This is a genomic window from Microbacterium sp. Root322 (genome assembly GCF_001425645.1).
GTDB lineage: Bacteria > Actinomycetota > Actinomycetes > Actinomycetales > Microbacteriaceae > Microbacterium > Microbacterium maritypicum.
Map to the genome: position 1 here is coordinate 296,467 of NZ_LMCS01000001.1, position 22,129 is coordinate 318,595.

The window sequence follows — 22,129 nt, forward strand, 5'->3', positions numbered from 1 at the left end:
TCGAATCTCAGCGTGCGATCGCCGCGTTGAGGAGTTCCGCGAGCCTCTCGGGAACCGAGAACTGCGGCCAGTGGCCGGAGCCGATGCGCACGACCTCGGCGTCGTCGATCGCACGGTACTCGGCGGCGTAGGCGCCCCACTGGTCGATCATCCCCTCGAACGCGGCCTGATCCAGGCCACCCATCAGCAGCGTCACCGGCACTCGGTACCGCGCAGGGTTCACCAGCGCGATGGCGTCGGTGGGCACTCTGGCGGGAACACTGCGGGTGAGCGGCACCGTACGCGCTCGCGTCGACTCGTCGAGATCGCTGACGTCCTCGTCGGGGAAGAAGTCCCAGCCGGGGAAGGGCACCACACCGTCGACGACCTCGAACTCGCTGATCCCGCTCCCGGCCGGCGGCGGAGCGGTGTCGACGAAGATGACACGGCTCACGCGCTCGGGGCGCGCATCGGCCACGCCCCAGGCGACGTTCCCGCCGCCGCTGTGACCGACCACCGCGACGTCTCCTGACAGAGCGTCCACGGCGGACACCGCTGCCGCGATCCAGTGCGCGATGCCGATCTCGGCAGAGGTCGACGCGGGGTCATCGAGTCCGGGCAGGGTGAGCGGATGCGCGCCATGCCCTGCCTCTTCGAGGGCGGGGACCACCCCTTCCCAGCTGGATGCGTCGAGCCAGAGGCCGGGGATGAGCAGGATGTCCATGAACCGACGCTAGCGGTGGCGCCGGGCTTTCTCCAGGCTTCGGTCTACGGCAGCAGTGCGATGACCTCGGCAAGATCCTGCGGGCCGATCACGAGGCTGGCGGCCGCGCGCACGGCGGGCTTGGCGTTGAAGGCGATGCCGAGGCCTGCCACCGCCATCATCTGCAGGTCGTTCGCGCCGTCGCCGATCGCGATGGTCGCCCTGGGGTCGACGCCGAGCTCTGCGGCCCATTCCCGGAGCGAGGATGCCTTCGCGGCGCCGTCGACGATGTCGCCGTCGACCCGGCCGGAGAGCACGCCGTCTGCGACGTCGAGGCGGTTCGCTCGCCAGCGATCGACGCCGAGCTCGGGGGCGACGCTGTCGAGGATCTCGTGGAAGCCTCCCGAGACGACGCTGACGACACCTCCGCGGTCGTGGACGGCCGCGGTGAGTTCACGTACCCCGGGGGTGGGCTCGATCCGCGCCCGGACACGCTCGAACGCCGAGACGGGAACGCCTTCGAGTGCCGCCACCCGGGAGCGCAGGCTCGTCGCGAAATCGACCTCGCCGCGCATCGCCGCCTCGGTAGCGGCCTGCACTTCGGCGCGCCGTCCGGCTTCGTCGGCAAGCAACTCGATCACCTCATTGCGGATGAGGGTGGAATCGGCATCGAGGACGACGAGGAAACGCGCGGCAGTCACCCGTCGAGCCTAGCGATCACCGGGACGGTCGGCGTGCTCCGTGACGCACTCAGCGTTCGATGAAGACGCCCTTGCCGACGACCGTGATGCCGGATTCGGTGACGGTGAAACCACGGGCCAGGTCGCGTTCGCGATCGACGCCGACCGTCGCACCATCGGCCAGCACCACGTTCTTGTCGAGGATCGCCCGATGGATGCGCGCCCCCTGGCCGACGTGCACGTGGTCGAAGACGACCGAGTCCGTGATGGTCGATCCGCCCCCTGCCAGGGTCCACGGACCCACAACGCTGCGTTCCAGGTGGGTACCGGACAGCACGGATCCGAGCGAGACGATCGAGTCGATCGCGTTGCCGATGCGACCGACCGAGTCGCGGACGAACTTCGCCGGCGGGGAGTTGACCGCCTGCGAGTGGATCGGCCACTCCATGTTGTAGAGGTTGAAGATGGGCAGGGTGGAGATCAGATCGCGGTGCGCGTCGTAGAACGAGTCGATCGTCCCCACGTCTCGCCAGTACGAGCGGTCGCGCGGCGAGGAGCCGGGGACCTCGTTCTGCTTCATGTCGTAGTAGCCGGCCTCGCCGCGCTCGACGAAATAGGGGACGATGTCGCCACCCATGTCGTGCCCCGACACGGGGGACTCCCCGTCTGCCTCGACGGCGGCGATCAGCGCGTCGGCGTCGAAGATGTAGTTGCCCATCGAGGCGAGCACCTCGTGGGGGGAGTCCTCGAGACCTGCGATGTCGGTCGGCTTCTCCAGGAACTGCTTGATCCTTCCCGATTCCGCGTCGGCGTCGATCACACCGAACTGCGACGCGAGCGCGAGCGGCTGACGGATGCCGGCGACGGTCGCCTTCGCGCCGGACTCGATGTGGGCCTCGAGCATCTGACGGAAGTCCATGCGGTAGACGTGGTCGGCGCCGATCACCACGACGATGTCGGGCTTCTCGTCGTTGATGAGGTTCATGCTCTGCAGGATCGCGTCGGCAGAGCCGGAGAACCACCGCTTACCCAGGCGCTGCTGCGCAGGCACGGACGTGACGTACGAGTCGAGCAGGGCCGACATCCGCCACGTCTGCGAGATGTGCCGGTCGAGGCTGTGGGACTTGTACTGCGTCAGCACCACGATCTGGCGCAGTCCCGAATTGATGAGGTTCGAGATGGCGAAGTCGATGAGCCTGTACTGTCCGCCGAACGGCACTGCGGGTTTCGCTCTGTCGGCCGTGAGGGGCATGAGGCGCTTGCCCTCGCCGCCGGCGAGGATGATCCCGAAGACCTTCTTTGGAGCGGACATGGCTCCACCATAGATGCCTTCGTCGTCGCTGTACTAGCGTTCAGACATGCGAGTTGAAATGATCACGAAGGAGTACCCGCCGGAGGTCTACGGCGGTGCCGGCGTGCACGTCGCCGAGCTCGTCGCGGCCCTCAGGGAGCACGTGGACGTGCAGGTGCGCGCGTTCGGCGCTCCCCGAGACGAGGCGGGTACCTTCGCGTACCGCACGCCCGTGGAGCTCGCGGGGGCGAATGCCGCATTGCAGACGCTCGGCACCGATCTGGAGATCGTCTCGGCCATCGCCGACGCCGACCTGGTGCACAGTCACACCTGGTACGCGAACTTCGCCGGTCACCTCGCCTCCCAGCTGCACGGCATCCCGCACGTCCTCACAGCGCACAGCCTCGAGCCCCTGCGGCCGTGGAAGGCGGAGCAGCTCGGGGGCGGTTACGCCGTCTCGAGCGGGATCGAGCGACTTGCCTATGAGAACGCCGCAGCCGTGATCGCCGTGAGCGCAGGGATGCGCGCCGACATCCTGCGCAGCTACCCGCAGGTCGACCCGGCGAAGGTCCGGGTGATCCACAACGGAATCGACGTCGAACGCTGGCGCCCTGTGCAGGACGAGTCGTTCCTGCGCTCGATCGGGATGGATCCGGACCGTCCTTCGGTGGTCTTCGTAGGACGCATCACGAGGCAGAAGGGGCTGCCCTATCTGCTGCAGGCTGCGCGACTGCTCCCTCCGGAGGTGCAGCTGGTGCTCTGCGCCGGCGCTCCGGACACGCCGGAGATCATGGCCGAGGTGCAGGAGGGGGTGCGCTTGCTCCAGCAGAATCGCGACGGCGTGATCTGGATCGAGCGGATGCTGCCGCGGGACGAGCTGTCCGCCATCTTGACGGCAGCGACGACGTTCGTCTGCCCGTCGATCTACGAGCCGCTGGGCATCGTGAACCTCGAGGCCATGGCGTGTGGTGCTGCCGTGGTGGGAACGGCGACCGGCGGGATCCCGGAGGTCGTCGCCGACGGCGTCACCGGGCGTCTCGTCCCGATCGAGCAGGTGCAGGACGGCACGGGCACACCGGTCGATCCGCAGCGTTACGTCGCGGATCTGGCCGCCGTGCTCACCGAGGTGGCGATGGATCCGGAGAGAGCACGCGCCTACGGCGAGGCCGGACGCGAGCGGGCGCGCAACGAGTTCAGCTGGGCGGCGATCGCCGAGACGACGCGCGCGCTCTACGCGGAGCTGACCGCCTGAGCCGATAGGCTGGGGACATGCCGAGCGCTCTGGAATTCACTGACGTCGTCGTGCGCCGTGACGGGCGCAACATCATCGATCACGTGACCTGGCAGGTCGACGATGATCAGCGATGGGTGATCCTCGGCCCGAACGGCGCGGGCAAGACGACGCTCCTGCAGCTGGCCGACACACTCATGCACCCGACCGCCGGAACGGTGACGGTGCTGGGGGAGACCCTCGGCCGCACCGACGTGTTCGAGGTGCGTCCACGTATCGGGTTCGCCTCCTCGGCGATGGCCAAGCGGGTCCCTCGTGACGAGACGGTCCTCAACACCGTGCTCACTGCCGCCTACTCGGTGCTCGGCCGATGGAACGAGAGCTACGAGGACATCGATGAGCGTCGCGCGCTCCGTGTCCTCGCCGACTGGCGCCTCGACCACCTGGCCGACCGCACCTTCGGCACGCTCAGCGACGGCGAGCAGAAGCGCGTCCAGATCGCGCGCGCCGTGATGACCGACCCGGAGCTCCTGCTGCTCGACGAGCCCACGGCATCGCTCGATCTCGGCTCCAGAGAAGAGCTCCTCGCGCTCCTCAGCGGCTACGCCTCCTCTCCGACGACCCCGGCCATGCTCATGGTGACGCACCACGTGGAGGAGATCCCCGTGGGGTTCACCCACGTCATGCTGATCCGCGACGGTGCCGTCGTGGCTGCAGGACCGATCGCTGAGACGCTCACCGCGGAGGCGCTCACCGACACCTTCGGCATGCCGATCGTGCTCACCAGCGAAGACGGACGCTACGCGGCACGCGCAGCATCCTGATGAGCGTCTGATAGAATCGACCCTTGGTGCTCTCTGCACCGCAGACTTCCCTCGTCCCTGGCACAATCCAGGGCAGCAACTAAGGAATCCCATGAAGACTGACATTCACCCCGAGTACAAGGCTGTCGTGTTCCGCGACCTCGGATCGGGCGAGACGTTCCTCACCCGTTCGACCGTGTCGAGCGACAAGACCATGGAGCTGGACGGCGTGGAGTACCCCGTCATCGACGTCGAGATCTCCTCGGCTTCGCACCCGTTCTACACGGGCAAGCAGCGCATCATGGACTCGGCCGGCCGCGTCGAGAAGTTCAACCAGCGTTTCAAGGGCTTCGGCGGCTCGTCCAAGTAACGACCGTCACGAAGAAGGCCCCATGCTCCTCGGAGCGTGGGGCCTTCTTCGTTCTCAGATGTGTGCGTCGCATCCGACCGTGCTCCGAGCCGTCAGAGGTCGAGCCGGATCCGCCCGTCGTCGATCGTGTCAGGGGGATCGCCGGGCGCCGGCGCCGGAGCTGTCCTCTGTGTCTGGCGGTCGCGTTCCATTCCCGCTTCATGCGCAGTCGGCGACCAGACGGCGTCGAACGCGCCGCCGAGGCCGCCACCACTGCTCTCGTACTTCTTCTCGATGGGTACCTTCGAGAAGCCGAAGGCGATCATGACGATCACGGCGGAGACCAGGAGCAGCAGCACTCCGACCGTGACGATCACCCCCACACCCTGTTCCATGCGCTCCAGACTAGGCGTCGGGTGGGACGAGGGCATCCTCCTCGAGGAGGAGAAGCTCAGCGCACGCGGCGGCCGTGGGCGAGGTCGATCAGGTGGGACAGCACCGGTCCGCTGCGCAGGCCGTTGTGCTCGTGCTCACTCGTCTGCCAGAGCTGCACGCCCGGGAGCAGCTTCGCGGTCTCGAGAGAGAACTCGTAGGGCACGTAGACGTCGTTGATATAGACCGCGGCCGCACCGGTCGCACCCGACGCCGAGATGGCGGCGGCATCGTAGATGCTCGGCCACTCGAACTCGGCGAGGTGGAGGGCGACATCGCGCCACGGCTGGAACGCGGGCACCGTCTCGGTCCACTCGCGGCGGATGTGCTCGCCGGTGAACAGCGTCGGGTCGTCGCGGAAGTCTGTCGGCTCGGTGCGCTCGGCCGACCACCGGGTGGCATGGCCGTCGGCGTAGCTCGATTCGTGGAACGCGAAGTACAGCGGGTTGCGGCCGTCGTAGGGCATCGCGTGCATCAGGTCGTACCGGAAGGCGTTCGAGGACGGATCGCGCTCCAGGATCGACCACAGGGTCTGCCACCCGTCGTTGGTGCCCAGCGCCGACCCCACCGACCGCAGGCGCGAGCGGGAGACCACCTCGCCGTCGGGAAGGACGATGCCACCGGCATCCGCCAGATCGACGAGTCGCCGCATGGCGTCGCGGTGCTCCGGGAATCGGCGGTAGTAGCGCTCGGACGCGTCGCGCATCTTGTCGTAGCAGAGCGCGTAGACATCGTCGGGGTGGCGTCCGACGGCGCTGAGACCACCCGTGATGAAGACGTCTTCGAGAGAGGCGGCGTCGGTGGAGAGGTAGGCCAGGGTCGTGAAGCCGCCGAAGGACTGCCCGAGCACGCTCCACGTGGTGGCGCCCAGGTGCTCCCGCATCGCCTCGCAGTCGCGCACGATCGCGTCGGCGCGGAGGTGCGTGAGGTGCTCGGCCACGGCCTCCGCGCCGCGCGCGAGGTCGTGATCCCCGACCGGGGTGGAGAGCCCGGTCCCGCGCTGGTCGAGAAGGACCAGGCGGTAGTGGGCGAGTGCTTCATCGAGCCAGGCCGGCGACGTCGAGGAGTGGAACGGGCGCGGTGCCTCGTGCCCCGGCCCGCCCTGCAGGAAGACGAGGTAGGGGAGGGACTCTCCGCCTTCGCGGGCGACGACGCGCGCGAAGATGTCGATCGTGCGGTGGTCGGCGGGATCGCCCCACACCAGGGGGACGGTGAGCGTGTGCTCTTCGACGGTGAGATCCTGCAGCGTGCGGATGACGGTGCTCATGTTCACATCACATTTCCGATATAGGAGTACTTGACGAAGACCTCCGAGGCGATGCCCGACTCCTCGAGCACACCCTGCACAGCGGTCATCATGTAGTTGGAATCCCAGCCCATGTAGAGGAAATGGCCCTCGTCGAGCTCGTCCCACTGGCCCTTCCAGGCCATGTCCTGGTAGATCGGGCCCCCGTGTGCGGCGCAGTACGCGAGCGCGGCGGTCCTCGTGTCCGTCCAGGCGCGACGGAAGACCCGGTTGAACAGGTACTTCACGTCGGGCACCTCCCAGCGCTCACCGCGGTACTCGACGTAGTCGAACTCCCGCTCCCAGCCCGTCGGCCATCCGCGACGGCGGACGGCATCGAGGATCGGCGTCAGGCCGTCGTCGTCGATCTCCGGGAGTGCGGGACGCGCCCAGATGCGGATCAGGTCGGCGGTGAGTGCGATCGTGCGCCGAGTGATCGCCGCCGTGTTCCACGCGTGGACGTCGGCGAGGTCGCGCGTGGCGGGTACGGAACTGCGGGCGTAGGCGTCCGTGCGCTTGACGGGGAACGAGGCGCCGAACACCCGCTCGGTGAGGGGCTGTTCGAGCAGGGTCAGGTTGCCGAGGGTCGGGGCGAGGGCGCGGTGGCTGTTCTGCTCGTCCTCGGTGTACTCGATCCAGGGCCGTTCGCCATCGCCGGACCACGTGTCACCCGGCACGGCAGGCACGATGTGCTCGACGTCGAAGGACTCGAGGTCGTCGACCCCCTCCAGCCTGCCGAGGACGTAGGCCGGGTGGGGGAGTTCGCTGTACTTCAGGACGGCGCTCACACGTTCGTCGGACGGGGTGATGCGCGCGAACGCACGTGCGAGTGCGTCCCGGCCGTCGAGCCGCGCGCGGCAGAGCCTCGCGACGAGTCTCTCGGTCGGCAGATTCACCAGTGCGCGTCGAAGGTAGAGGGTCTGCAGCCACTCCAATGTCTCGATGAGCTCGGAGCGGTCGATGACGCCCCGCGCGTGATCGCTGTAGACGCTCATCACGAGCGGATACGAGGAGCGGCCGAACGTGTTGACGTGGCGCAGCTGCTGCGCGATCTCGGGGTCCTGCTCCCGCGACGGATCGAGCAGGATGCCGTAGATCTCGGCGTGGTGCCGCCACTCGGACGCATCCGCCTGCAGGTGGGAGAGATCGACGCGGGGGAACGACTGCCGGAACGCGCTGTACACGCCGTGCTCGCCGTTCGCCGCGACCTCACGTCCGGTGACGAGCACGAGGTAGTGCCTCCAGAAGGCGCCGATCGCCTCGCCGGTGTGCCGCTCGATGGGCACCCAGAAGCGGGATTCGACATCGACCTGCTCAGCGTGGCTCAGCCCCATGAGGATGTAGTTGTGGATGAGCTCGTGGTCGCGCAACGGCTCACCCGTCGAGTTCAGGCTCTCGAAGATCTGCTGGGCGTTCGCCTGCGCGCCGAGGGTGATCGACACGTGCTCGAGCTTCTGCAGCCCGCGCCAGATGAGCGGAACCTCGTCCACGTGGATCTGGCTGCGGAAGAAGGCGTAGTTGTCGTCGAAGCGCGATTCGCGGTCGGCATCGTCGCGTCGGTCGAGCACCACGGATTCGTACAGGTCTGCCCAGGCGTCGTGCGGGCGCAGCTTCGTGCGGCCGGGGGCATCGGAGCGCACCAGCACGCGTTCGAGCGCCGCAGCCAGAGCCTGGTCGGTGTCGCGGACCGCGTGATGCAGAGCCGCCACCAGGAGCATGAGCGTGGTGATGCGCTGCTGCCCGTCGATGAGGATCAGGTCCGACTCGGCTGAGGCGCCGTCTTCGGCGGACAGGATCGAACCGATGAAGTGACGGTGGGCGTCGTCTTCACGGGCGACCGCGCGGATGTCGGACAGGAGACGTTCGCATCCCCCGATGTCCCACCGATACTGCCGCTGATACACGGGGACGACGATGGTGGTGGTGCCCGCCGCGAGCCACTCGATCGTGTTGACTGCTGTCGCCTCGACGTTGGTCGCGGTGCTCATGCTGGTGTCTCGTCCTCCCGTAGCGACGGGTGCCGAGGACTCGCCGGGCGCCCCGATCAGTCTATTCGGTTATGCACGGCGGACCTCCGAAGGGCTCGCGGGCGACGCTGTTAGGCTTGCCTTATCAGGGCCTGTTAAAACGTGCTGGCCCCCGATGAAAGGAACATGACTCGATCATGGGTTACATCAAGTCCGCTGCCCTCGAGGAAAAGGGATTCGTCGTCCTCGACAGCTACAACCAGGAGCTCGACCCCAAGGAATGGCTCGACATCGAGTACAACGACTGGAAGTCGTCGGGTGACACCCGCTTCGCGCCGCTCGCCAGTGCCTTCGGCGACATCGAGTGCAACGGGTTCTGGAACCACAAGCCCCCGCGCACCGACAAGGACGGCGTCTGGATCGACTCGCAGACCGAGAAGGCCCCGAACCTGACGCGTCGCGCGCAGGAGCCGGGCGCCAACGTCGGCCGTTGCCGCGTCATCGAGCTGCAGCCGACCCCGTACGGAGACTGCCTCTACAACCTCCACCAGGACGACAACAACCGTCTGAACCCGGACGGCACCGGCTGGGTGGTCCGCGGCTTCTTCAACCTCACCGATGACAAGGACAGCTACTTCGTCCTGCGCGAGAACCGCACCGACCCGAGCATCGAGTACCGCATCGCGCTCCCCGCCGGCGCTCAGCTCATCGTCGACACCCAGCGCCTGTGGCACGCCGCCACGCACAACGGCACCGAGCCGCGCTACTGCCTCATCACGTCGTGGACCTCGGGCCCCGAGCTCGACGCCTACATCGAGAAGTACCACGGCACCGACGACGTGCCCAACTACGAGGTCGACCAGGAGGCGCTCGAGTTCGGCTACGCCGAGCAGGCGCGCAAGGACGCTGCCCGCGCGGCGTACTACGCCGCCAAGGGCCAGCAGGTCAAGCAGGCCATGAGCGAGGCCTGACCTCACCGACTCGACCGTTCGCGGTCCGAAGGCCCCGGTCGTCATGACCGGGGCCTTCGTCGTCGAATGACATGCTTGTGGTTTCCGCAGATCTCGGCGAGAATGGGCCCACAACCGCATATTCTCGCCACTTCGTGGTTCAGGTCGTTGGGGAAGACGCACCTGATGAAACGGAGAGATCATGGCGACGGCTTACGCACGCGGAGTGGTGTTCATCCACTCTGCGCCTCGCGCGCTCTGCCCGCACCTCGAATGGGCGGTGGGTCGCGCTATCGGGCGTGCGGTGAACTTCGACTGGACCGAGCAGCCCGTCCTCGACGGCGCCCGACGTGCGGAGTTCTACTGGGACGGCCCCGTCGGCACCGGTGCCGCTCTCGCGACGTCGATCCGCGGGTGGGAGCACCTTCGCTTCGAGGTGACCGAGGACCCCACGCCCCGCAGCGACGGCGGCCGCTGGCTGCACACTCCCGATCTGGGTATCCACTACGCGCAGACCGATGCCGCCGGCAACATCGTGATCGGTGAAGACCGCATCCGCTATGCGATGGAGATCGCTGCGGGCAGCGCGGTCGAGCTGCAGCGCGAGCTCGACATCGCCCTCGGCTCCGCGTGGGACGAGGAACTCGAACCCTTCCGCCATGCCAGCGACGACGCCAGAGTCGTCTGGCTCCACAAGGTCGGCTAGGCCGACCCCGCAGACCGGAACGGGGGAGGCGTGAGTATCGGATGCCGGTGAGTCATCCCGGACGCTGAGAAGACGTTTCCCCGCTCCGCACGACGAGGACCCCGCCCCGGAGACGAGGCGGGGTCCTCGACGTCGGTCAGATCACCGCGGCGTGCTGCAGCTCAGCGTGCGGGGACGTGCCGGTGCCGCGCACGTCCTCCCAGGCCAACGAAAGGCGACGCATGGCCTCAGCCGTGCGCTCGGGCGGCAGGGTGATGGGGATGCGCAGTCGACGTTCGAGCACGCCGCCCGTCGTGAAGCGCGGTCCGGGAGGCAGGATCAGCTGCCGCTCGCGAGCAGCGAGGGACAGCGAGGTGGACAGCGGCGCACCGATGTCGAGCCATGCGGACAGCCCTCCTGGTGTCGGTGGCATCCGGAAGCCGGGGATGCCCGCCACGCCGGCCTCCACCGCTGCGCGACCGTCGTGCAGACGCTGACCGAGGTGCGAGGTGAGCGCAGGCATGTCGGCGAGAAGCTCGACGGCGATGCACTGCTCGAGCAGGGCGGTGCCCAGCTCGAAGGATGGACGAACGGCGAGCAGTCGAGCGATGACCGTGCGCTCCGCACGGATCCAACCGATGCGCATCCCGCCCCACGCGATCTTCGACATCGATCCGACCGTGATCACATTGGGTCCGCTCGCGGCCATCGGAGCCGGCGACCAGCCGCGGTCGATATCGAGCTCGGTGGTCGTCTCATCGACGATGAGCTGAGTGCCCACGTTGCGCGCCGTCGTGACGATGCGTGAGCGCTCCTCGTCAGGCAGCGTGGCGCCGGTCGGGTTGTGGAAGTCGGGAATGAGGTAGGCGACATGGGGGCGGGAGCCGAGCAGAGTCTCGTTCAGATGGCGCGTGTCCCATCCGTCGACGTCGACGGGGGTCGGAAGCAGACGGTATCCATGCCGGTGCAGCGCCTCGAGCGCGTGCGGGAACGTGGGCTGCTCGACCAGGGCCCTCTCGCCGCGCCGTCCGATCGCCGCGAGGATCAGGTTCACCGCGTTGAGCGCCCCGGAGGTGATGATGACCTCGTCGGCCGAGGTCGGTGCTCCGCGATCGCGGAACCGCTGCGCCACAGCCTCTCGGAGCTCCGGAAGGCCACGAAGGGAGTATCCGCTGGTGCCGCGCAAGGCCGCAAGGCGGGGGAGGGATCGGACCGTCGCGTCATACAGTCCCGGTGTGGAGTCCATCGACGCGATGGACAGATCGATGGCGTCGTCGTCGGCATCAGTGCCGGGCGCGGCGTGTCCGTTCGGCAGGGTGACGCGCGTGCTGCCTCCGTGCAGACGGGAGACGTACCCGTCGGCCTCGAGAAGCCCGTAGGTGCGGGTGATCGTGGAGCGAGAACGGCGAAGCTCCACCGCGAGAGCGCGCTCGCTCGGCAGACGTTCGCCGACCGTGAGCCGGCCGTCGAGGATCAGCGCCCTGATCCGGTCGGCGAGCGTCGTCGCTGCGGAGCCCGCCACGTTGTGCGCCCCGAGCTGTTCGACGAGTCGTGATCCCATGCGTCCAGCATGCCGCAAAGTGGCCTGACGAGTGCAGGCCACTTTGCGCTGAGTGGATTCGCTGACGGACGTGGCCCAGGGGCCAGAGTGGAAGCATGCTCCTGCGCTCCGTCGTGCTCCCCGTGACCGCCACCAGTCGGCGTGACCTCGTCGAGCGGCTCGTACAGCTGCTCGTGGGTCTCTTCCTCTACGGCGTGGCCCTCGGCTTCATGGTGCGCGGCGGCATCGGCGTCGCGCCGTGGGACGTGCTGGCGCTCGGTCTCGCCGAGCAGACCGGCCTCCGATACGGCGTCATGACCGTCGTCGTGTCCATCGTCGTGCTGCTGCTGTGGATCCCGCTGCGTCAGCGGGTGGGGCTCGGCACCGTCTTGAACGCGCTCCTCGTCGGGCCCAGCGCCGACCTCGCACTCGCTCTGATCCCGCAGCCCGCTTCCGTGTGGATCGGCGCCCCCATGTTCGTCTTCGGACTCCTGCTGCTGTCCTTCGCGACCGGTCTGTACATCGCCGCAGACTTCGGTCCCGGACCCCGCGATGGATTGATGACGGGCCTCGTCCGACGTACCGGCTGGGCGGTGTGGCTGGTGCGGACACTGATCGAAGGCGGCGTGCTGCTGATCGGCTTCCTGCTCGGTGGACCCGTCGGCGTGGGAACCGTGCTCTTCGCGTTCGGCGTCGGGCCGCTGATCGGCTGGTTCCTGCCGCGCATCACGCGGATGAGGGAAGCACGTTCGCAGAAGCTCGGGAGCCTCCGCTCCGCCTGATGGATCACCGCGCACCTGCATGACCTGCGCACACGTGCATGACTGAGTACCGGCGGATGCTCAGGCATCCGTGTGATCCTCATGCAGATGAGAAGAGCGGCCCTCGGAATCCCGAGGGCCGCTCATCGTTATGGAGTGTCAGTCGGCGCTGGCGACCACGAGCACGGCGTTGTGACCGCCGAAGCCGAACGAGTTGCTGATCGCGAACTGCGGACCCTCGCCGAGCGGCGTGGCGTCGCCCGAAAGACGGAACGGGACAGCGGGATCGGGCTCCGTCATGTTGATCGTGGGCGGTGCGACACGGTCGCGCAGGGCGAGGAGCGCGAAGATCGCCTCGAGTGCGCCGGTGCCTCCGAGCAGGTGCCCGGTCGATGCCTTCGTCGCCGAGACGGGGATCTCGTCGATCCGGTCTCCGAAGACCTTCTTGAGCGCGACGTACTCGTTGGGGTCGCCGACCGGTGTCGACGTCGCGTGCGCGTTGATGTGGGTGACCTGGTCGGCGGTGATGCCGGCCTCTTCGAGCGCCTGCGTCACCGCACGTGCGGCACCGTTGCCCTCGGGGTCGTTGCCGGTGATGTGGTAGGCATCGGCGGTGACGCCTCCGCCGAGCACATAGCCGTAGATCTTGGCGCCGCGAGCCTTCGCGTGCTCCTCGGTCTCGAGGATCAGGGCTGCGGCCCCCTCGCCCATGACGAATCCGTCACGGTCGATCGCGCCCGGTCGGGACGCGTGGGCCGGGTCGTCGTTCCGACGCGAGAGCGCCTGCGCGGAGGAGAACGATGCCATCGTGATCGGGTGGATCGCGGACTCCGTGCCACCGGCGATCACGACGTCGGCGAGACCGTCCTGAAGGTGGTGGAAGGCGTGGATGATCGACTCGGTGCTGGAGGCGCACGCGCTGACGACGGTCTGCGCGTAGGCGCGGGCGTGGAACTGCAGTGACAGGTTTCCTGCAGCGGCGTTCGGCATGAGCATCGGGACGGTGAGCGGCATCACCCGTCGCGGGCCCTTCTCGCGGAGGGTGTCCCAGGCGTCCAGGAGCGTCCAGAGTCCACCGATGCCGGTGGCGAAGTCGACACCGAGTCGCTCGGGGGCGACTTCGGGGGAACCGGCATCCGCCCACGCCTCGCGCGCCGCGATCAACGCGAACTGCGACGAGGGGTCGAGACGCTTGGCCTCGTGGCGGGGGAGAACCTCTTCCGGGCGGACGATCGCCTCGGCGGCGAAGGTGACGGGCAGCTCGTACTGCTGTACCCAGTCGTGCTCGAGCGTGCGGGTGCCGGACATGCCGGCCAGCAGGTTCGTCCAGTTCTCCGGGGCCGTTCCGCCGATGGCGGAGGTGGCGCCGATGCCGGTGACGACGATGCGCTTGGTCATGGGGTGTGGTTCCTTGTCGAAACGAAGTCGAACGGGTGGGAGGGCAGGTCGGAGGATGCCACTCCCCGCGAGGTGCGGGGGTGGCATCCTGCCGGGATTACTCCTGGCCCGCGACGATGAAGCTGACGGCGTCGCCGACGGTCTTCAGGTTCTTGACCTCGTCGTCGGGGATGGTGACGCCGAACTTCTCCTCGGCGTTGACGACGATCGTCATCATCGAGATGGAGTCGATGTCGAGGTCGTCCGTGAACGACTTCTCGAGGGCGACCTCGGAAGCGTTGATGCCGGTCTCGTCGGTGATGAGCTCTGCGAGGCCAGCGAGGACCTCATCGTTGGTGAAAGCCATGTGGTCTTCCTCTTTCTTGCGGGTTGTTTTCGGAACCGTGGAACAGTCTAGGGAAAGTCAGCGCATTCTCAGGGAAGGACGACGACCTGTGCGGCGAACACGAGGCCGGCGCCGAAGCCGATCTGCAGTGCGAGACCGCCCGACAACTCGGGGTGCTCGGCCATCAGGCGGTGGCTGGCCAGCGGGATCGACGCCGCCGAGGTGTTGCCCGTGGTCTCGATGTCGCGGGCGATCACCGTGCTCTCCGGCAGCTTGAGCTGCTTGGCGAACTCGTCGATGATGCGCATGTTGGCCTGGTGGGGGATGAACGCGGCGATGTCGGTCGGCTCGACGCCGGCCTTGTCCAGCGCCTCACGGGCGACCTTGGCCATCTCCCAGACGGCCCAGCGGAAGACCGTCGGGCCCTCCTGACGAAGGGTCGGCCACGGCACCACGCCGTCGCGGAAGTCGGTGAGGGTGCCGTTCATTCCCACAGCGTCGGCCTTCGAGCCATCCGAACCCCATACCGCCGGTGCGATGCCCGGCGTGTCGCTCGGACCGATCAGGGCTGCGCCTGCACCGTCGCCGAGCAGGAACGAGATGCTGCGATCGGTCGGGTCGACGACGTCGGACAGCTTCTCCGTGCCGATGACCAGTGCGTAGCGGGCGGCGCCGGCCTTGATCAGCGCGTCGGCCTGGGCGATCGCGTAGGCGTATCCTGCGCAGGCCGCGTTGATGTCGTAGGCGGCTGCGGGGTTCGCCCCGACACGGTCGGCGACGATGGCCGAGACCGAGGGGGTCTGCTTGGGGTTGCTGATGGTCGCGACGATCACCAGGTCGACCTGGTCCGCCGCGACGCCGGACTTCTCGATGGCCTCGGCAGCCGCCGCGGTCGCGAGGTCGATCGCATCGGTGCCCTTGTCGGCGCGAGCGCGGGTGACGATGCCGGTGCGCTGACGAATCCACTCGTCGCTGGAGTCGATGGGGCCGATCAGGTCTTCGTTCGGCACGGCATTCTCGCCACGGGCGGCGCCGTAGGAGTAGATGCGCGTGTACGCGGGACCGGTGAGCTGGGCGAGCGTGACGCTCATGCGGCTTCTCCGTTCAGCAGCGCGACGGCTGCATCAAGGTCTTCAGGGGTCTTCACGGCGACGGTCGGTACACCGCGGAGGCCGCGCTTGGCGAGGCCGACCAGGGCGCCGGCCGGAGCGAGTTCGATGACACCGGTGACGCCCGCGTCGGCGAAGGACTGCATGCAGAGGTCCCAACGCACCGGGGACGACACCTGATCGACGAGGAAGCTCAGTGCCTGCGCTCCGTCGGCCACGGCGGAGCCGTCGCGGTTGGTCCACAGCGTGATGTCGGGGTTGGCGGGCGTGACGTCGGATACCGCATCGCGGAGCGCGGCGACGGCCGATGCCATGTACCGCGTGTGGAACGCGCCGGCGACCTGCAGAGGGATCACGCGGGTGCCCTTGAGGGGCTCCTCGGCGAGTGCCGCGAGAGCGGGGAGGGCGCCTGCGACCACGATCTGTCCGCCGCCGTTGTAGTTGGCGGGGGAGAGGTCGAGTTCGGCGAGGCGCGCGAGAAGGGCTTCCTCGTCACCGCCGAGGACCGCACTCATTCCTGTCTGCTCCTGCGCTGCCGCATCGGCCATCGCGCGGCCGCGGATGCCCACCAGGCGCATGCCGGTGTCGGCATCGATCACACGGCTGCCGACGAGTGCGGCGATCTCACCGACCGAGTGCCCGGCGATGCCGTCGGCACGTCGACCGGCGCGCTGCGTGAGGGCATCCCCGGCGATCAGCGACGCGGCGACGATCAGCGGCTGAGCGATGCGGGTGTCCCGGATCGTGTCGGCGTCCGATACCGTGCCGTGTTCGCGAAGATCGACCTCCGCGGCGTCCGAGTAGGCGTCGAGGCGTTCTGCCACTCCGTCGAGCTCGAGCCAAGGAGCGAGGAATCCGGGGGTCTGCGAGCCCTGACCTGGGCATACGACGACAATCACCCACCCAGTCTGCCAACGTTTGCGGCAGAGCGGTGGATGATCCATCACAAGATTCCGAAAAACCCTTGTGTGTGGCGTACAGAGAAGGGTTCAGCGCTGGGTGCGTCGGAGCGGGGCGCGCCGACGGACCTGATCCGCCGCACCGATCGAGCCGAGGATCAGAGCGGTCTGCAGGATGAGCGCTTCGCGGGGGCCGGTGGCATCCCAGCCGATGACTTCGCTCACGCGCTTGAGGCGGTAGCGCACGGTGTTGGGGTGCACGAACAGCTCGCGCGCCGTGGCCTCCAGGGAGCGCCCGTTGTCGAGGTAGCTCCAGAGGGTGGTGACCAAGTCGGTGGAGTGCGCCTGCAAGGGGCGGAAGATGCGCTCGATCAGCGTCTGCTTCGCCAACGGGTCTCCGGCGAGTGCGCGCTCTGGCAGCAGATCGTCAGCCTCGACCGGACGGGGTGCGCCGCGCCATGCGCGGGCGACCGCGAATCCTGCGAGGGCGGCACGGGCGCTCTGGCTCGCGTCCACGAGCGCCGCGACCTCGGGTCCGAGCACGACGTATCCTGGTCCGAACGACGGTTCCAGGCGGGAGGCGATCTCCTGGAAGCCGAGTTCTTCCTCTTCGAGCTCCTGACCCTCGACCCTGGCGCGGCCGAGCACCAGGACGAGGCGGGAGCCCTGCACACCGATGAGCACGTCGACGGCGAGCTTCCTGGCGGTGCGGCGGACCAAGTCGACGTCGAACTGCGGAGGTGTCGTCCCGACGAGGACGGCGACCTCGCCGTGACCGTGCCACCCGAGTGCGGCGATCCGGCTCGGCAGCTCTTCATCGGCCTCGCCGGTGAGGATCGAGTCGACGACGAGTGCTTCCAGGCGCGCGTCCCATAGGCCGCGGGCCTCGGCTGCCCTCGCGTACACGTCGGCCGCCGCGAAGGCGACGTCGCGGGAGTAGAGCAGGATCGCCTCGCGCAGGTCGTTCCCCCGCCCGGCGACCCGCTCCTCGGTGACCTCGACGGTCACGCGGATGAGCTGCAGAGTCTGCTGGAGGCTCACGCTTCGCAGCAGCTCGCGAGGAGCCGCCGCGAAGATGTCCGCCGCGATCCACGGAGTGGAGGTGGGGTCCTCGTACCACTGGATGAACGACGTGATACCCGCCTGGGCCACCAGCCCGACCGCAGAGCGGCGGGCTGGTGGCATGTCGGCGTACCACGGGAGGGTGTCCTCCAGGCGCTTGATCGTCACCGAGGCGATGTCACCGGAGATCCGGCGCAGCCAAGTGAGTGTCGCGGCCTTGTCCATGCCGGAAGGAGGAGAACCTGTCACCGAGGGCTCAGCTTTCGCCGCCCGCGTTGCCGCTGGTGCCGGCGTTCACATCGTGCAGGCTGTACTTCTGGATGGCCTGCGCGGCGAGCGAGCGGTCGACGACCCCGTCTTCGGCGAGCGACTGCAGGGTGCGCACCACGATCGACGGGCCGTCGATCTTGAAGAAGCGACGGGCAGCGGCACGGGTGTCCGAGAAGCCGAAACCGTCGGCGCCGAGCGTGGCGAAGCGGTTCGGCACCCACGGACGGATCTGGTCCTGCACGGCGTGCATGAAGTCGCTGACGGCGACCACGGGGCCTTCGGCGCCCTGCAGCTTCTGGGTGAGGTACGCGGTGTGAGGCTCTTCCTCCGGGTGCAGGAAGTTGTGCTCGTCGGCGGCGAGGCCGTCGCGGCGCAGCTCGGTCCACGAGGTGACCGACCAGACGTCGGCGATCACACCCCAGTCGTTCTTCAGCAGCTGCTGTGCCTCGAGGGCCCAGGGGAGTCCGACGCCCGAGGCGAAGAGCTGGGCACGGGGGCCTTCGCCCTCGCCGACCGAGACGCGGTGGATGCCGCGCACGATGCCGTCGACGTCCACGTTCTCCGGCTCCGCCGGCATCACCATCGGCTCGTTGTAGAGCGTGATGTAGTACATGACGTTCGGGTCTTCGTGGTTGCCGCCGTACATGCGCTCGAGACCGGAGCGCATGATGTGCGCGATCTCGTAGCCGTACGCCGGGTCGTACGAGACCGTCGCCGGGTTGGTGGCGGCGAGCAGGTGCGAGTGGCCGTCGGCGTGCTGCAGACCCTCACCCGTGAGGGTGGTGCGCCCTGCCGTCGCGCCCATGATGAACCCGCGGGCCATCTGGTCGCCGGCTGCCCACTGGGCGTCGCCCGTGCGCTGGAATCCGAACATCGAGTAGAAGAGGTAGATCGGGATCAGCGGCTCGCCGTGCGTGGCGTACGACGTGCCGGCCGCGGTGAACGCCGCAAGGGCGCCTGCCTCGTTGATGCCGACGTGGACGATCTGGCCCTGCGGGCTCTCCTTGTAGGCGAGGAGAAGTTCGCGGTCGACCGAGGTGTAGTGCTGGCCGTTCGGGTTGTAGATCTTCGCCGAAGGGAAGTAGGCGTCCATTCCGAAGGTACGTGCCTCATCCGGGATGATCGGGACGATGCGGTGACCGAAGTCCTTGGAACGCAGCAGGTCCTTCAGCAGACGGACGAACGCCATGGTCGTGGCGATCTCCTGCGTGCCAGAGCCCTTCTTGGGCAGGGCGTAGGCGGTGTCATCCGGCAGCGAGAGGCCGACATGGGTAGAGCGACGTTCCGGCAGGAAGCCGCCGAGCGCGTTTCGACGCTCGAGCATGTACTGGATCGTCTCGTCCTGGGGGCCCGGGTTGTAGTACGGGGGCAGGTACGGGTTCTCCTCGAGCTGCGAATCCGTGATCGGGATGTGCATCGCGTCGCGGAACGTCTTGAGGTTGTCCAGCGTCATCTTCTTCATCTGGTGGGTCGCGTTGCGGCCCTCGAAGTGCGGACCGAGGCCGTAGCCCTTGACGGTCTTCGCGAGGATGACGGTGGGCTTGCCCTTGTGCTCGGTCGCTGCCTTGAACGCGGCGTAGACCTTGCGGTAGTCGTGGCCACCGCGCTTGAGGTTCCAGATGTCGTCGTCGGAGTAGTCCTTGACGAGGGCTGCGGCGCGCTCGTCGCGGCCGAAGAAGTGCTCACGGACGTACGCGCCGGACTCGGCCTTGTACGTCTGGTAGTCGCCGTCGGGGGTGACGTTCATCAGGTTGAGCAGCGCGCCCTCGGTGTCGCGGGCGAGCAGGTCGTCCCACTCGCGACCCCAGACGACCTTGATGACGTTCCAGCCCGCACCGCGGAAGAACGACTCGAGCTCCTGGATGATCTTGCCGTTGCCTCGCACGGGCCCGTCGAGACGCTGCAGGTTGCAGTTCACGACGAACGTCAGGTTGTCGAGGCCCTCGTTGGCGGCGACCTGCAGCTGTCCGCGGCTCTCGACCTCGTCCATCTCGCCGTCGCCCAGGAAGGCCCAGACACGCGACTGGGACGTGTCCTTGATGCCGCGGTTCTCGAGGTACTTGTTCGACATCGCCTGGTAGATCGCGTTGATCGGGCCGAGGCCCATCGACACGGTCGGGAACTGCCAGTACTCCGGCATAAGGCGCGGGTGCGGGTAGGACGGGATGCCGTAGGGGGCGTGCGACTTCTCCTGGCGGAATCCGTCGAGCTGGTCCTCGGTCAGGCGTCCTTCGAGGTACGACCGGGCATAGGTACCGGGGGAGGCGTGACCCTGGATGAAGATCTGGTCTGCACCACCGGGGTTGTCCGCACCCTTGAAGAAGTGGTTGAAGCCCACCTCGTACAGAGCAGCCGAGGAGGCGTAGGTCGAGATGTGGCCGCCGACGCCGATGCCGGGTCGCTGAGCGCGGTGCACCGTGATCGCGGCGTTCCAGCGGATCCAGGCGCGGTAGCGGCGCTCGATCTCCTCATCACCGGGGAACTCGGGCTCGTTCTCCGAGGCGATGGTGTTGATGTAGTCCGTCGTCGGGACCATCGGCACGCCCAGGTGCAGCTCCTTCGAGCGCTTGAGCAGGCTGAGCATGATCTCGCGGCCGCGGCCGTGGCCCTTGGCATCCACCAGCTCATCGAGGGACTGCTGCCACTCGCCGGTCTCCTCCGGATCGCTGTCGAGGGGGCCCTGGGAGTACGGATCCTGGTCGTGCACGGTCACGGGGGAACCTTTCGTCAAGCTGGCAGGTCATGCCAAGGAAACGGGAAGCGACACGGGCAGCCTTGTCAGCTGTGCACAACGCGCGCCGGATTCAGCCTATCCCTCTTCTACGACACGGGTGCGCATCGGCCTCCCGATAGACTGACGACACCAGGGCCTTTAGCTCAGCTGGTAGAGCGCCACGTTTACACCGTGGATGTCGTCGGTTCGATCCCGGCAGGGCCCACACCACACCCCGCCCGCTCGCCGCGGGCGATACTCGCTCGCGGAGCGCCCGCGCGATCACTGTGCGTGCTCAGGCGTCGCGAGAGAGCCACCCCTGGTAGACGTGAAGGTCGGGAGCAGACGCCGTCGCCTCTCGCCACCGGTCGAGCCAGCGGCGGCGAACAGCGGTCGGCGGCCACGGCGTCGGGCGGAGTTCGACGGGGACGAGGGGGTCGTCCCGCAATGCCGCATCCAGCGATTCCGCGAGTATGAGCTGGCGCGCGACCGGTTCCTGGTCGCTGATGTCGACGCTGAGGGCCGCCTCCAGTGCTTCATACGCTATGACGGTGTCGCGGGCAGGCCAGAGTGTTTCGGCGATGTCTTCGTTCCTGTCGGTCCCCCGGACGGTCAGCGCGGTGACGCTCGCGGTGACCAGGTACGGGTCGAGCTCCGGGGTGAGGGCGGCGTCGATGGCGTGGGGGGTGAGGTAGAGACCCGTGGAGATCGACACGGCGCCCAGTGCGTGCATCTCCCGACGAAATGTGTCGCGAACCGCGCGCTCGCTCTCGGGGGCGCTGAGTGCGAGGAGATGCCAGTAGCCGTCCCACGGTGCCTGATCGGCATCCTGGGCGAACGCGAGGCGGAGTCCGATCCGCTCTCGTTCGAGGCGTGCTCTTCCGGCTTCGGTGAGTTCGATGGTGCCGTTGCGTCCGCGGCCGTGCTGGGTGATGTCTCCGGTCGAGATGAGGCGTCGCAGCGCCAGGCGCACGGGCTGGTCGCCGACCTGCAGTCGATTCGCCGTGTCGTAGATGATGCCCAGGTTGGCAGCGCCATCGAAAGGGAGGAGCGCCTCGATGATGGTCCGGGGCGAGATCTGCGTGTTCAACGGGACACCTCCTTCTCCATCACGGTATATCGGTCGAACCCGTACACGTAGCCGAGCAGCCCGAGGGACCCGCCGTCGACCGTCGTGAATCCACGACGGCGATAGAGCGCCTCGGCGCGTGGGTTGCTGTCGACCACCGACAGCCGCACCGCGTGGAGTCCACGTTCGCGCGCATGCTGTTCGGCCGCGCCGAGGAGTGCCGTGCCGATCCCGCCTCCGCGATGCGCCCGGTCGACGCAGATGCCGTCGAGTACCAGCCGGTCACCTGCCTCGCTCCGAGCGAGCACGCTCATCGCGAGAGCGGCACGCACGGCCTGATGAAGGGGAAGTGCCGACTTGAGAGCCACCCAGGAGAGACGCGTAGCCCCGATGTCCTGGTCCATGAACCCGCACACCCCGACCACGACGTCCTCCACGCGAGCGACGAGCATCTGTTCTGCGCGCAGAGAAGCCCGAACGATTCGAAGACCTGTCTCCTCGTCGGCGAAGGCGGGCTGGAGCTTGCGGTGGAAGGCCTCCCAGTAGAGCGAACCGACACGGATGCGTTCCGAATCGTCGAATCCGATGGCAATATCTCGAGCACCCATAGGCCAAAACTATCACGTAG

21 protein-coding genes and 1 tRNA gene are annotated in these 22,129 nt (G+C 67.8%); 7 read left to right on the plus strand and 15 right to left on the minus strand.

The window, feature by feature from the left end:
* Positions 1 to 7: 7 nt before the first annotated feature.
* Genes ASC55_RS01440 through glgC form a run of 3 tightly spaced genes read right to left on the minus strand, consistent with a single transcriptional unit; the run spans position 8 to position 2,674 of the window.
* Complete coding sequence (locus tag ASC55_RS01440) at positions 8 to 703, minus strand: alpha/beta fold hydrolase (RefSeq protein ID WP_055872420.1); 696 nt, start codon at positions 701 to 703, stop codon at positions 8 to 10.
* 44 nt (positions 704 to 747) lie between these two features.
* Positions 748 to 1,383: a phosphoserine phosphatase SerB gene (serB, locus tag ASC55_RS01445; RefSeq protein ID WP_055872421.1), complete on the minus strand. Its 636-nt coding sequence runs from the start codon at positions 1,381 to 1,383 to the stop codon at positions 748 to 750.
* Positions 1,384 to 1,432: 49 nt separating this feature from the next.
* Positions 1,433 to 2,674: a glucose-1-phosphate adenylyltransferase gene (gene glgC, locus ASC55_RS01450; protein WP_017830423.1), complete on the minus strand. Its 1,242-nt coding sequence runs from the start codon at positions 2,672 to 2,674 to the stop codon at positions 1,433 to 1,435.
* A 46-nt stretch (positions 2,675 to 2,720) separates the two neighbouring features.
* Here glgC and glgA point away from each other — a divergent pair, with 46 nt between their 5' ends.
* The 3 genes from glgA to ASC55_RS01465 all read left to right on the plus strand — a co-directional run bounded on the left by glgA (position 2,721) and on the right by ASC55_RS01465 (position 5,057).
* Entirely contained in the window at positions 2,721 to 3,905 is a 1,185-nt protein-coding gene (gene glgA, locus ASC55_RS01455) for a glycogen synthase (protein ID WP_055872422.1), read from the plus strand.
* A gap of 17 nt (positions 3,906 to 3,922) precedes the next feature.
* On the plus strand, positions 3,923 to 4,708 hold the full coding sequence (locus ASC55_RS01460) for an ABC transporter ATP-binding protein (protein WP_055872423.1): 786 nt from the start codon (positions 3,923 to 3,925) through the stop codon (positions 4,706 to 4,708).
* Between the two features lie 91 nt (positions 4,709 to 4,799).
* Entirely contained in the window at positions 4,800 to 5,057 is a 258-nt protein-coding gene (locus tag ASC55_RS01465) for a type B 50S ribosomal protein L31 (RefSeq protein WP_017830426.1), read from the plus strand.
* Positions 5,058 to 5,149: 92 nt separating this feature from the next.
* Here ASC55_RS01465 and ASC55_RS01470 read toward each other — a convergent pair whose 3' ends face one another.
* From ASC55_RS01470 to ASC55_RS01480, 3 genes are read right to left on the minus strand one after another with little or no spacing between them, the layout of a single operon-like run.
* Positions 5,150 to 5,431 (minus strand): hypothetical protein, encoded by a 282-nt coding sequence (locus tag ASC55_RS01470; RefSeq protein ID WP_017830427.1) that lies wholly within the window; start codon positions 5,429 to 5,431, stop codon positions 5,150 to 5,152.
* A 56-nt stretch (positions 5,432 to 5,487) separates the two neighbouring features.
* Positions 5,488 to 6,741, minus strand: coding sequence for an alpha/beta fold hydrolase (locus ASC55_RS01475; protein ID WP_157559398.1), 1,254 nt, complete (start codon positions 6,739 to 6,741; stop codon positions 5,488 to 5,490).
* Positions 6,738 to 8,741 carry a DUF262 domain-containing protein gene (locus ASC55_RS01480; RefSeq protein WP_055872425.1) on the minus strand — a complete coding sequence of 668 codons (2,004 nt, stop codon included), beginning with the start codon at positions 8,739 to 8,741 and terminating at the stop codon, positions 6,738 to 6,740. Before ASC55_RS01480 ends, ASC55_RS01475 begins: the two co-directional genes overlap by 4 nt.
* A 176-nt stretch (positions 8,742 to 8,917) precedes the next feature.
* Here ASC55_RS01480 and ASC55_RS01485 point away from each other — a divergent pair, with 176 nt between their 5' ends.
* Together ASC55_RS01485 and ASC55_RS01490 are read left to right on the plus strand one after the other, a co-directional pair.
* A complete protein-coding gene (locus ASC55_RS01485) occupies positions 8,918 to 9,691 on the plus strand; it encodes a hypothetical protein (RefSeq protein ID WP_055872426.1) in 774 nt (257 codons plus the stop codon).
* A gap of 181 nt (positions 9,692 to 9,872) precedes the next feature.
* On the plus strand, positions 9,873 to 10,376 hold the full coding sequence (locus tag ASC55_RS01490; protein ID WP_017830431.1) for a DUF3145 domain-containing protein: 504 nt from the start codon (positions 9,873 to 9,875) through the stop codon (positions 10,374 to 10,376).
* Between the two features lie 136 nt (positions 10,377 to 10,512).
* Here the strand turns inward: ASC55_RS01490 and yczR are convergent, their stop codons facing one another.
* A complete protein-coding gene (gene yczR / locus ASC55_RS01495) occupies positions 10,513 to 11,916 on the minus strand; it encodes a MocR-like transcription factor YczR (protein WP_055872427.1) in 1,404 nt (467 codons plus the stop codon).
* Between the two features lie 95 nt (positions 11,917 to 12,011).
* Here yczR and yczE point away from each other — a divergent pair, with 95 nt between their 5' ends.
* Positions 12,012 to 12,677 (plus strand): membrane protein YczE, encoded by a 666-nt coding sequence (gene yczE, locus ASC55_RS01500; RefSeq protein ID WP_055867823.1) that lies wholly within the window; start codon positions 12,012 to 12,014, stop codon positions 12,675 to 12,677.
* Between the two features lie 138 nt (positions 12,678 to 12,815).
* On the opposite strand, the gene ASC55_RS01505 is transcribed toward yczE, so the two are convergent.
* From ASC55_RS01505 to aceE, 6 genes are all read right to left on the minus strand, one after another.
* Positions 12,816 to 14,054 carry a beta-ketoacyl-[acyl-carrier-protein] synthase family protein gene (locus ASC55_RS01505; protein ID WP_055872428.1) on the minus strand — a complete coding sequence of 413 codons (1,239 nt, stop codon included), beginning with the start codon at positions 14,052 to 14,054 and terminating at the stop codon, positions 12,816 to 12,818.
* A gap of 97 nt (positions 14,055 to 14,151) precedes the next feature.
* On the minus strand, positions 14,152 to 14,400 hold the full coding sequence (locus tag ASC55_RS01510; protein ID WP_017830435.1) for an acyl carrier protein: 249 nt from the start codon (positions 14,398 to 14,400) through the stop codon (positions 14,152 to 14,154).
* A gap of 68 nt (positions 14,401 to 14,468) precedes the next feature.
* Positions 14,469 to 15,470: a beta-ketoacyl-ACP synthase III gene (locus ASC55_RS01515; protein ID WP_055867826.1), complete on the minus strand. Its 1,002-nt coding sequence runs from the start codon at positions 15,468 to 15,470 to the stop codon at positions 14,469 to 14,471.
* Positions 15,467 to 16,387: an ACP S-malonyltransferase gene (locus ASC55_RS01520; RefSeq protein ID WP_055872429.1), complete on the minus strand. Its 921-nt coding sequence runs from the start codon at positions 16,385 to 16,387 to the stop codon at positions 15,467 to 15,469. The genes ASC55_RS01515 and ASC55_RS01520 overlap by 4 nt, the downstream gene beginning before the upstream one ends.
* 90 nt (positions 16,388 to 16,477) lie before the next feature.
* Positions 16,478 to 17,674 (minus strand): PucR family transcriptional regulator, encoded by a 1,197-nt coding sequence (locus tag ASC55_RS01525; RefSeq protein WP_055867830.1) that lies wholly within the window; start codon positions 17,672 to 17,674, stop codon positions 16,478 to 16,480.
* Positions 17,675 to 17,705: 31 nt separating this feature from the next.
* The gene (aceE, locus tag ASC55_RS01530; RefSeq protein ID WP_055872430.1) at positions 17,706 to 20,432 is read right to left on the minus strand and encodes a pyruvate dehydrogenase (acetyl-transferring), homodimeric type; all 2,727 of its coding nucleotides are present in this window, start codon (positions 20,430 to 20,432) and stop codon (positions 17,706 to 17,708) included.
* Between the two features lie 153 nt (positions 20,433 to 20,585).
* On the opposite strand from aceE, the gene ASC55_RS01535 reads away from it, so the two are divergent.
* Positions 20,586 to 20,658 (plus strand) — tRNA-Val (locus ASC55_RS01535).
* 69 nt (positions 20,659 to 20,727) lie between these two features.
* On the opposite strand, the gene ASC55_RS01540 is transcribed toward ASC55_RS01535, so the two are convergent.
* Positions 20,728 to 21,522 carry a PaaX family transcriptional regulator gene (locus tag ASC55_RS01540; protein WP_055872431.1) on the minus strand — a complete coding sequence of 265 codons (795 nt, stop codon included), beginning with the start codon at positions 21,520 to 21,522 and terminating at the stop codon, positions 20,728 to 20,730.
* Positions 21,519 to 22,109 (minus strand): GNAT family N-acetyltransferase, encoded by a 591-nt coding sequence (locus ASC55_RS01545; RefSeq protein WP_055872432.1) that lies wholly within the window; start codon positions 22,107 to 22,109, stop codon positions 21,519 to 21,521. Before ASC55_RS01545 ends, ASC55_RS01540 begins: the two co-directional genes overlap by 4 nt.
* Positions 22,110 to 22,129 lie beyond the last annotated feature (20 nt).

What these genes read in the sequence shown, in the direction of transcription:
- ASC55_RS01440 (WP_055872420.1), bottom strand. Translation starts at nt 703, where the DNA reads ATGGACATCCTGCTCATCCCCGGCCTCTGGCTCGACGCATCCAGCTGG.
- glgC (WP_017830423.1), bottom strand. Translation starts at nt 2,674, where the DNA reads ATGTCCGCTCCAAAGAAGGTCTTCGGGATCATCCTCGCCGGCGGCGAG.
- glgA (WP_055872422.1), top strand. Translation starts at nt 2,721, where the DNA reads ATGCGAGTTGAAATGATCACGAAGGAGTACCCGCCGGAGGTCTACGGC.
- ASC55_RS01460 (WP_055872423.1), top strand. Translation starts at nt 3,923, where the DNA reads ATGCCGAGCGCTCTGGAATTCACTGACGTCGTCGTGCGCCGTGACGGG.
- ASC55_RS01465 (WP_017830426.1), top strand. Translation starts at nt 4,800, where the DNA reads ATGAAGACTGACATTCACCCCGAGTACAAGGCTGTCGTGTTCCGCGAC.
- ASC55_RS01470 (WP_017830427.1), bottom strand. Translation starts at nt 5,431, where the DNA reads ATGGAACAGGGTGTGGGGGTGATCGTCACGGTCGGAGTGCTGCTGCTC.
- ASC55_RS01480 (WP_055872425.1), bottom strand. Translation starts at nt 8,741, where the DNA reads ATGAGCACCGCGACCAACGTCGAGGCGACAGCAGTCAACACGATCGAG.
- ASC55_RS01485 (WP_055872426.1), top strand. Translation starts at nt 8,918, where the DNA reads ATGGGTTACATCAAGTCCGCTGCCCTCGAGGAAAAGGGATTCGTCGTC.
- ASC55_RS01490 (WP_017830431.1), top strand. Translation starts at nt 9,873, where the DNA reads ATGGCGACGGCTTACGCACGCGGAGTGGTGTTCATCCACTCTGCGCCT.
- yczR (WP_055872427.1), bottom strand. Translation starts at nt 11,916, where the DNA reads ATGGGATCACGACTCGTCGAACAGCTCGGGGCGCACAACGTGGCGGGC.
- yczE (WP_055867823.1), top strand. Translation starts at nt 12,012, where the DNA reads ATGCTCCTGCGCTCCGTCGTGCTCCCCGTGACCGCCACCAGTCGGCGT.
- ASC55_RS01505 (WP_055872428.1), bottom strand. Translation starts at nt 14,054, where the DNA reads ATGACCAAGCGCATCGTCGTCACCGGCATCGGCGCCACCTCCGCCATC.
- ASC55_RS01510 (WP_017830435.1), bottom strand. Translation starts at nt 14,400, where the DNA reads ATGGCTTTCACCAACGATGAGGTCCTCGCTGGCCTCGCAGAGCTCATC.
- ASC55_RS01515 (WP_055867826.1), bottom strand. Translation starts at nt 15,470, where the DNA reads ATGAGCGTCACGCTCGCCCAGCTCACCGGTCCCGCGTACACGCGCATC.
- ASC55_RS01525 (WP_055867830.1), bottom strand. Translation starts at nt 17,674, where the DNA reads ATGGACAAGGCCGCGACACTCACTTGGCTGCGCCGGATCTCCGGTGAC.
- ASC55_RS01545 (WP_055872432.1), bottom strand. Translation starts at nt 22,109, where the DNA reads ATGGGTGCTCGAGATATTGCCATCGGATTCGACGATTCGGAACGCATC.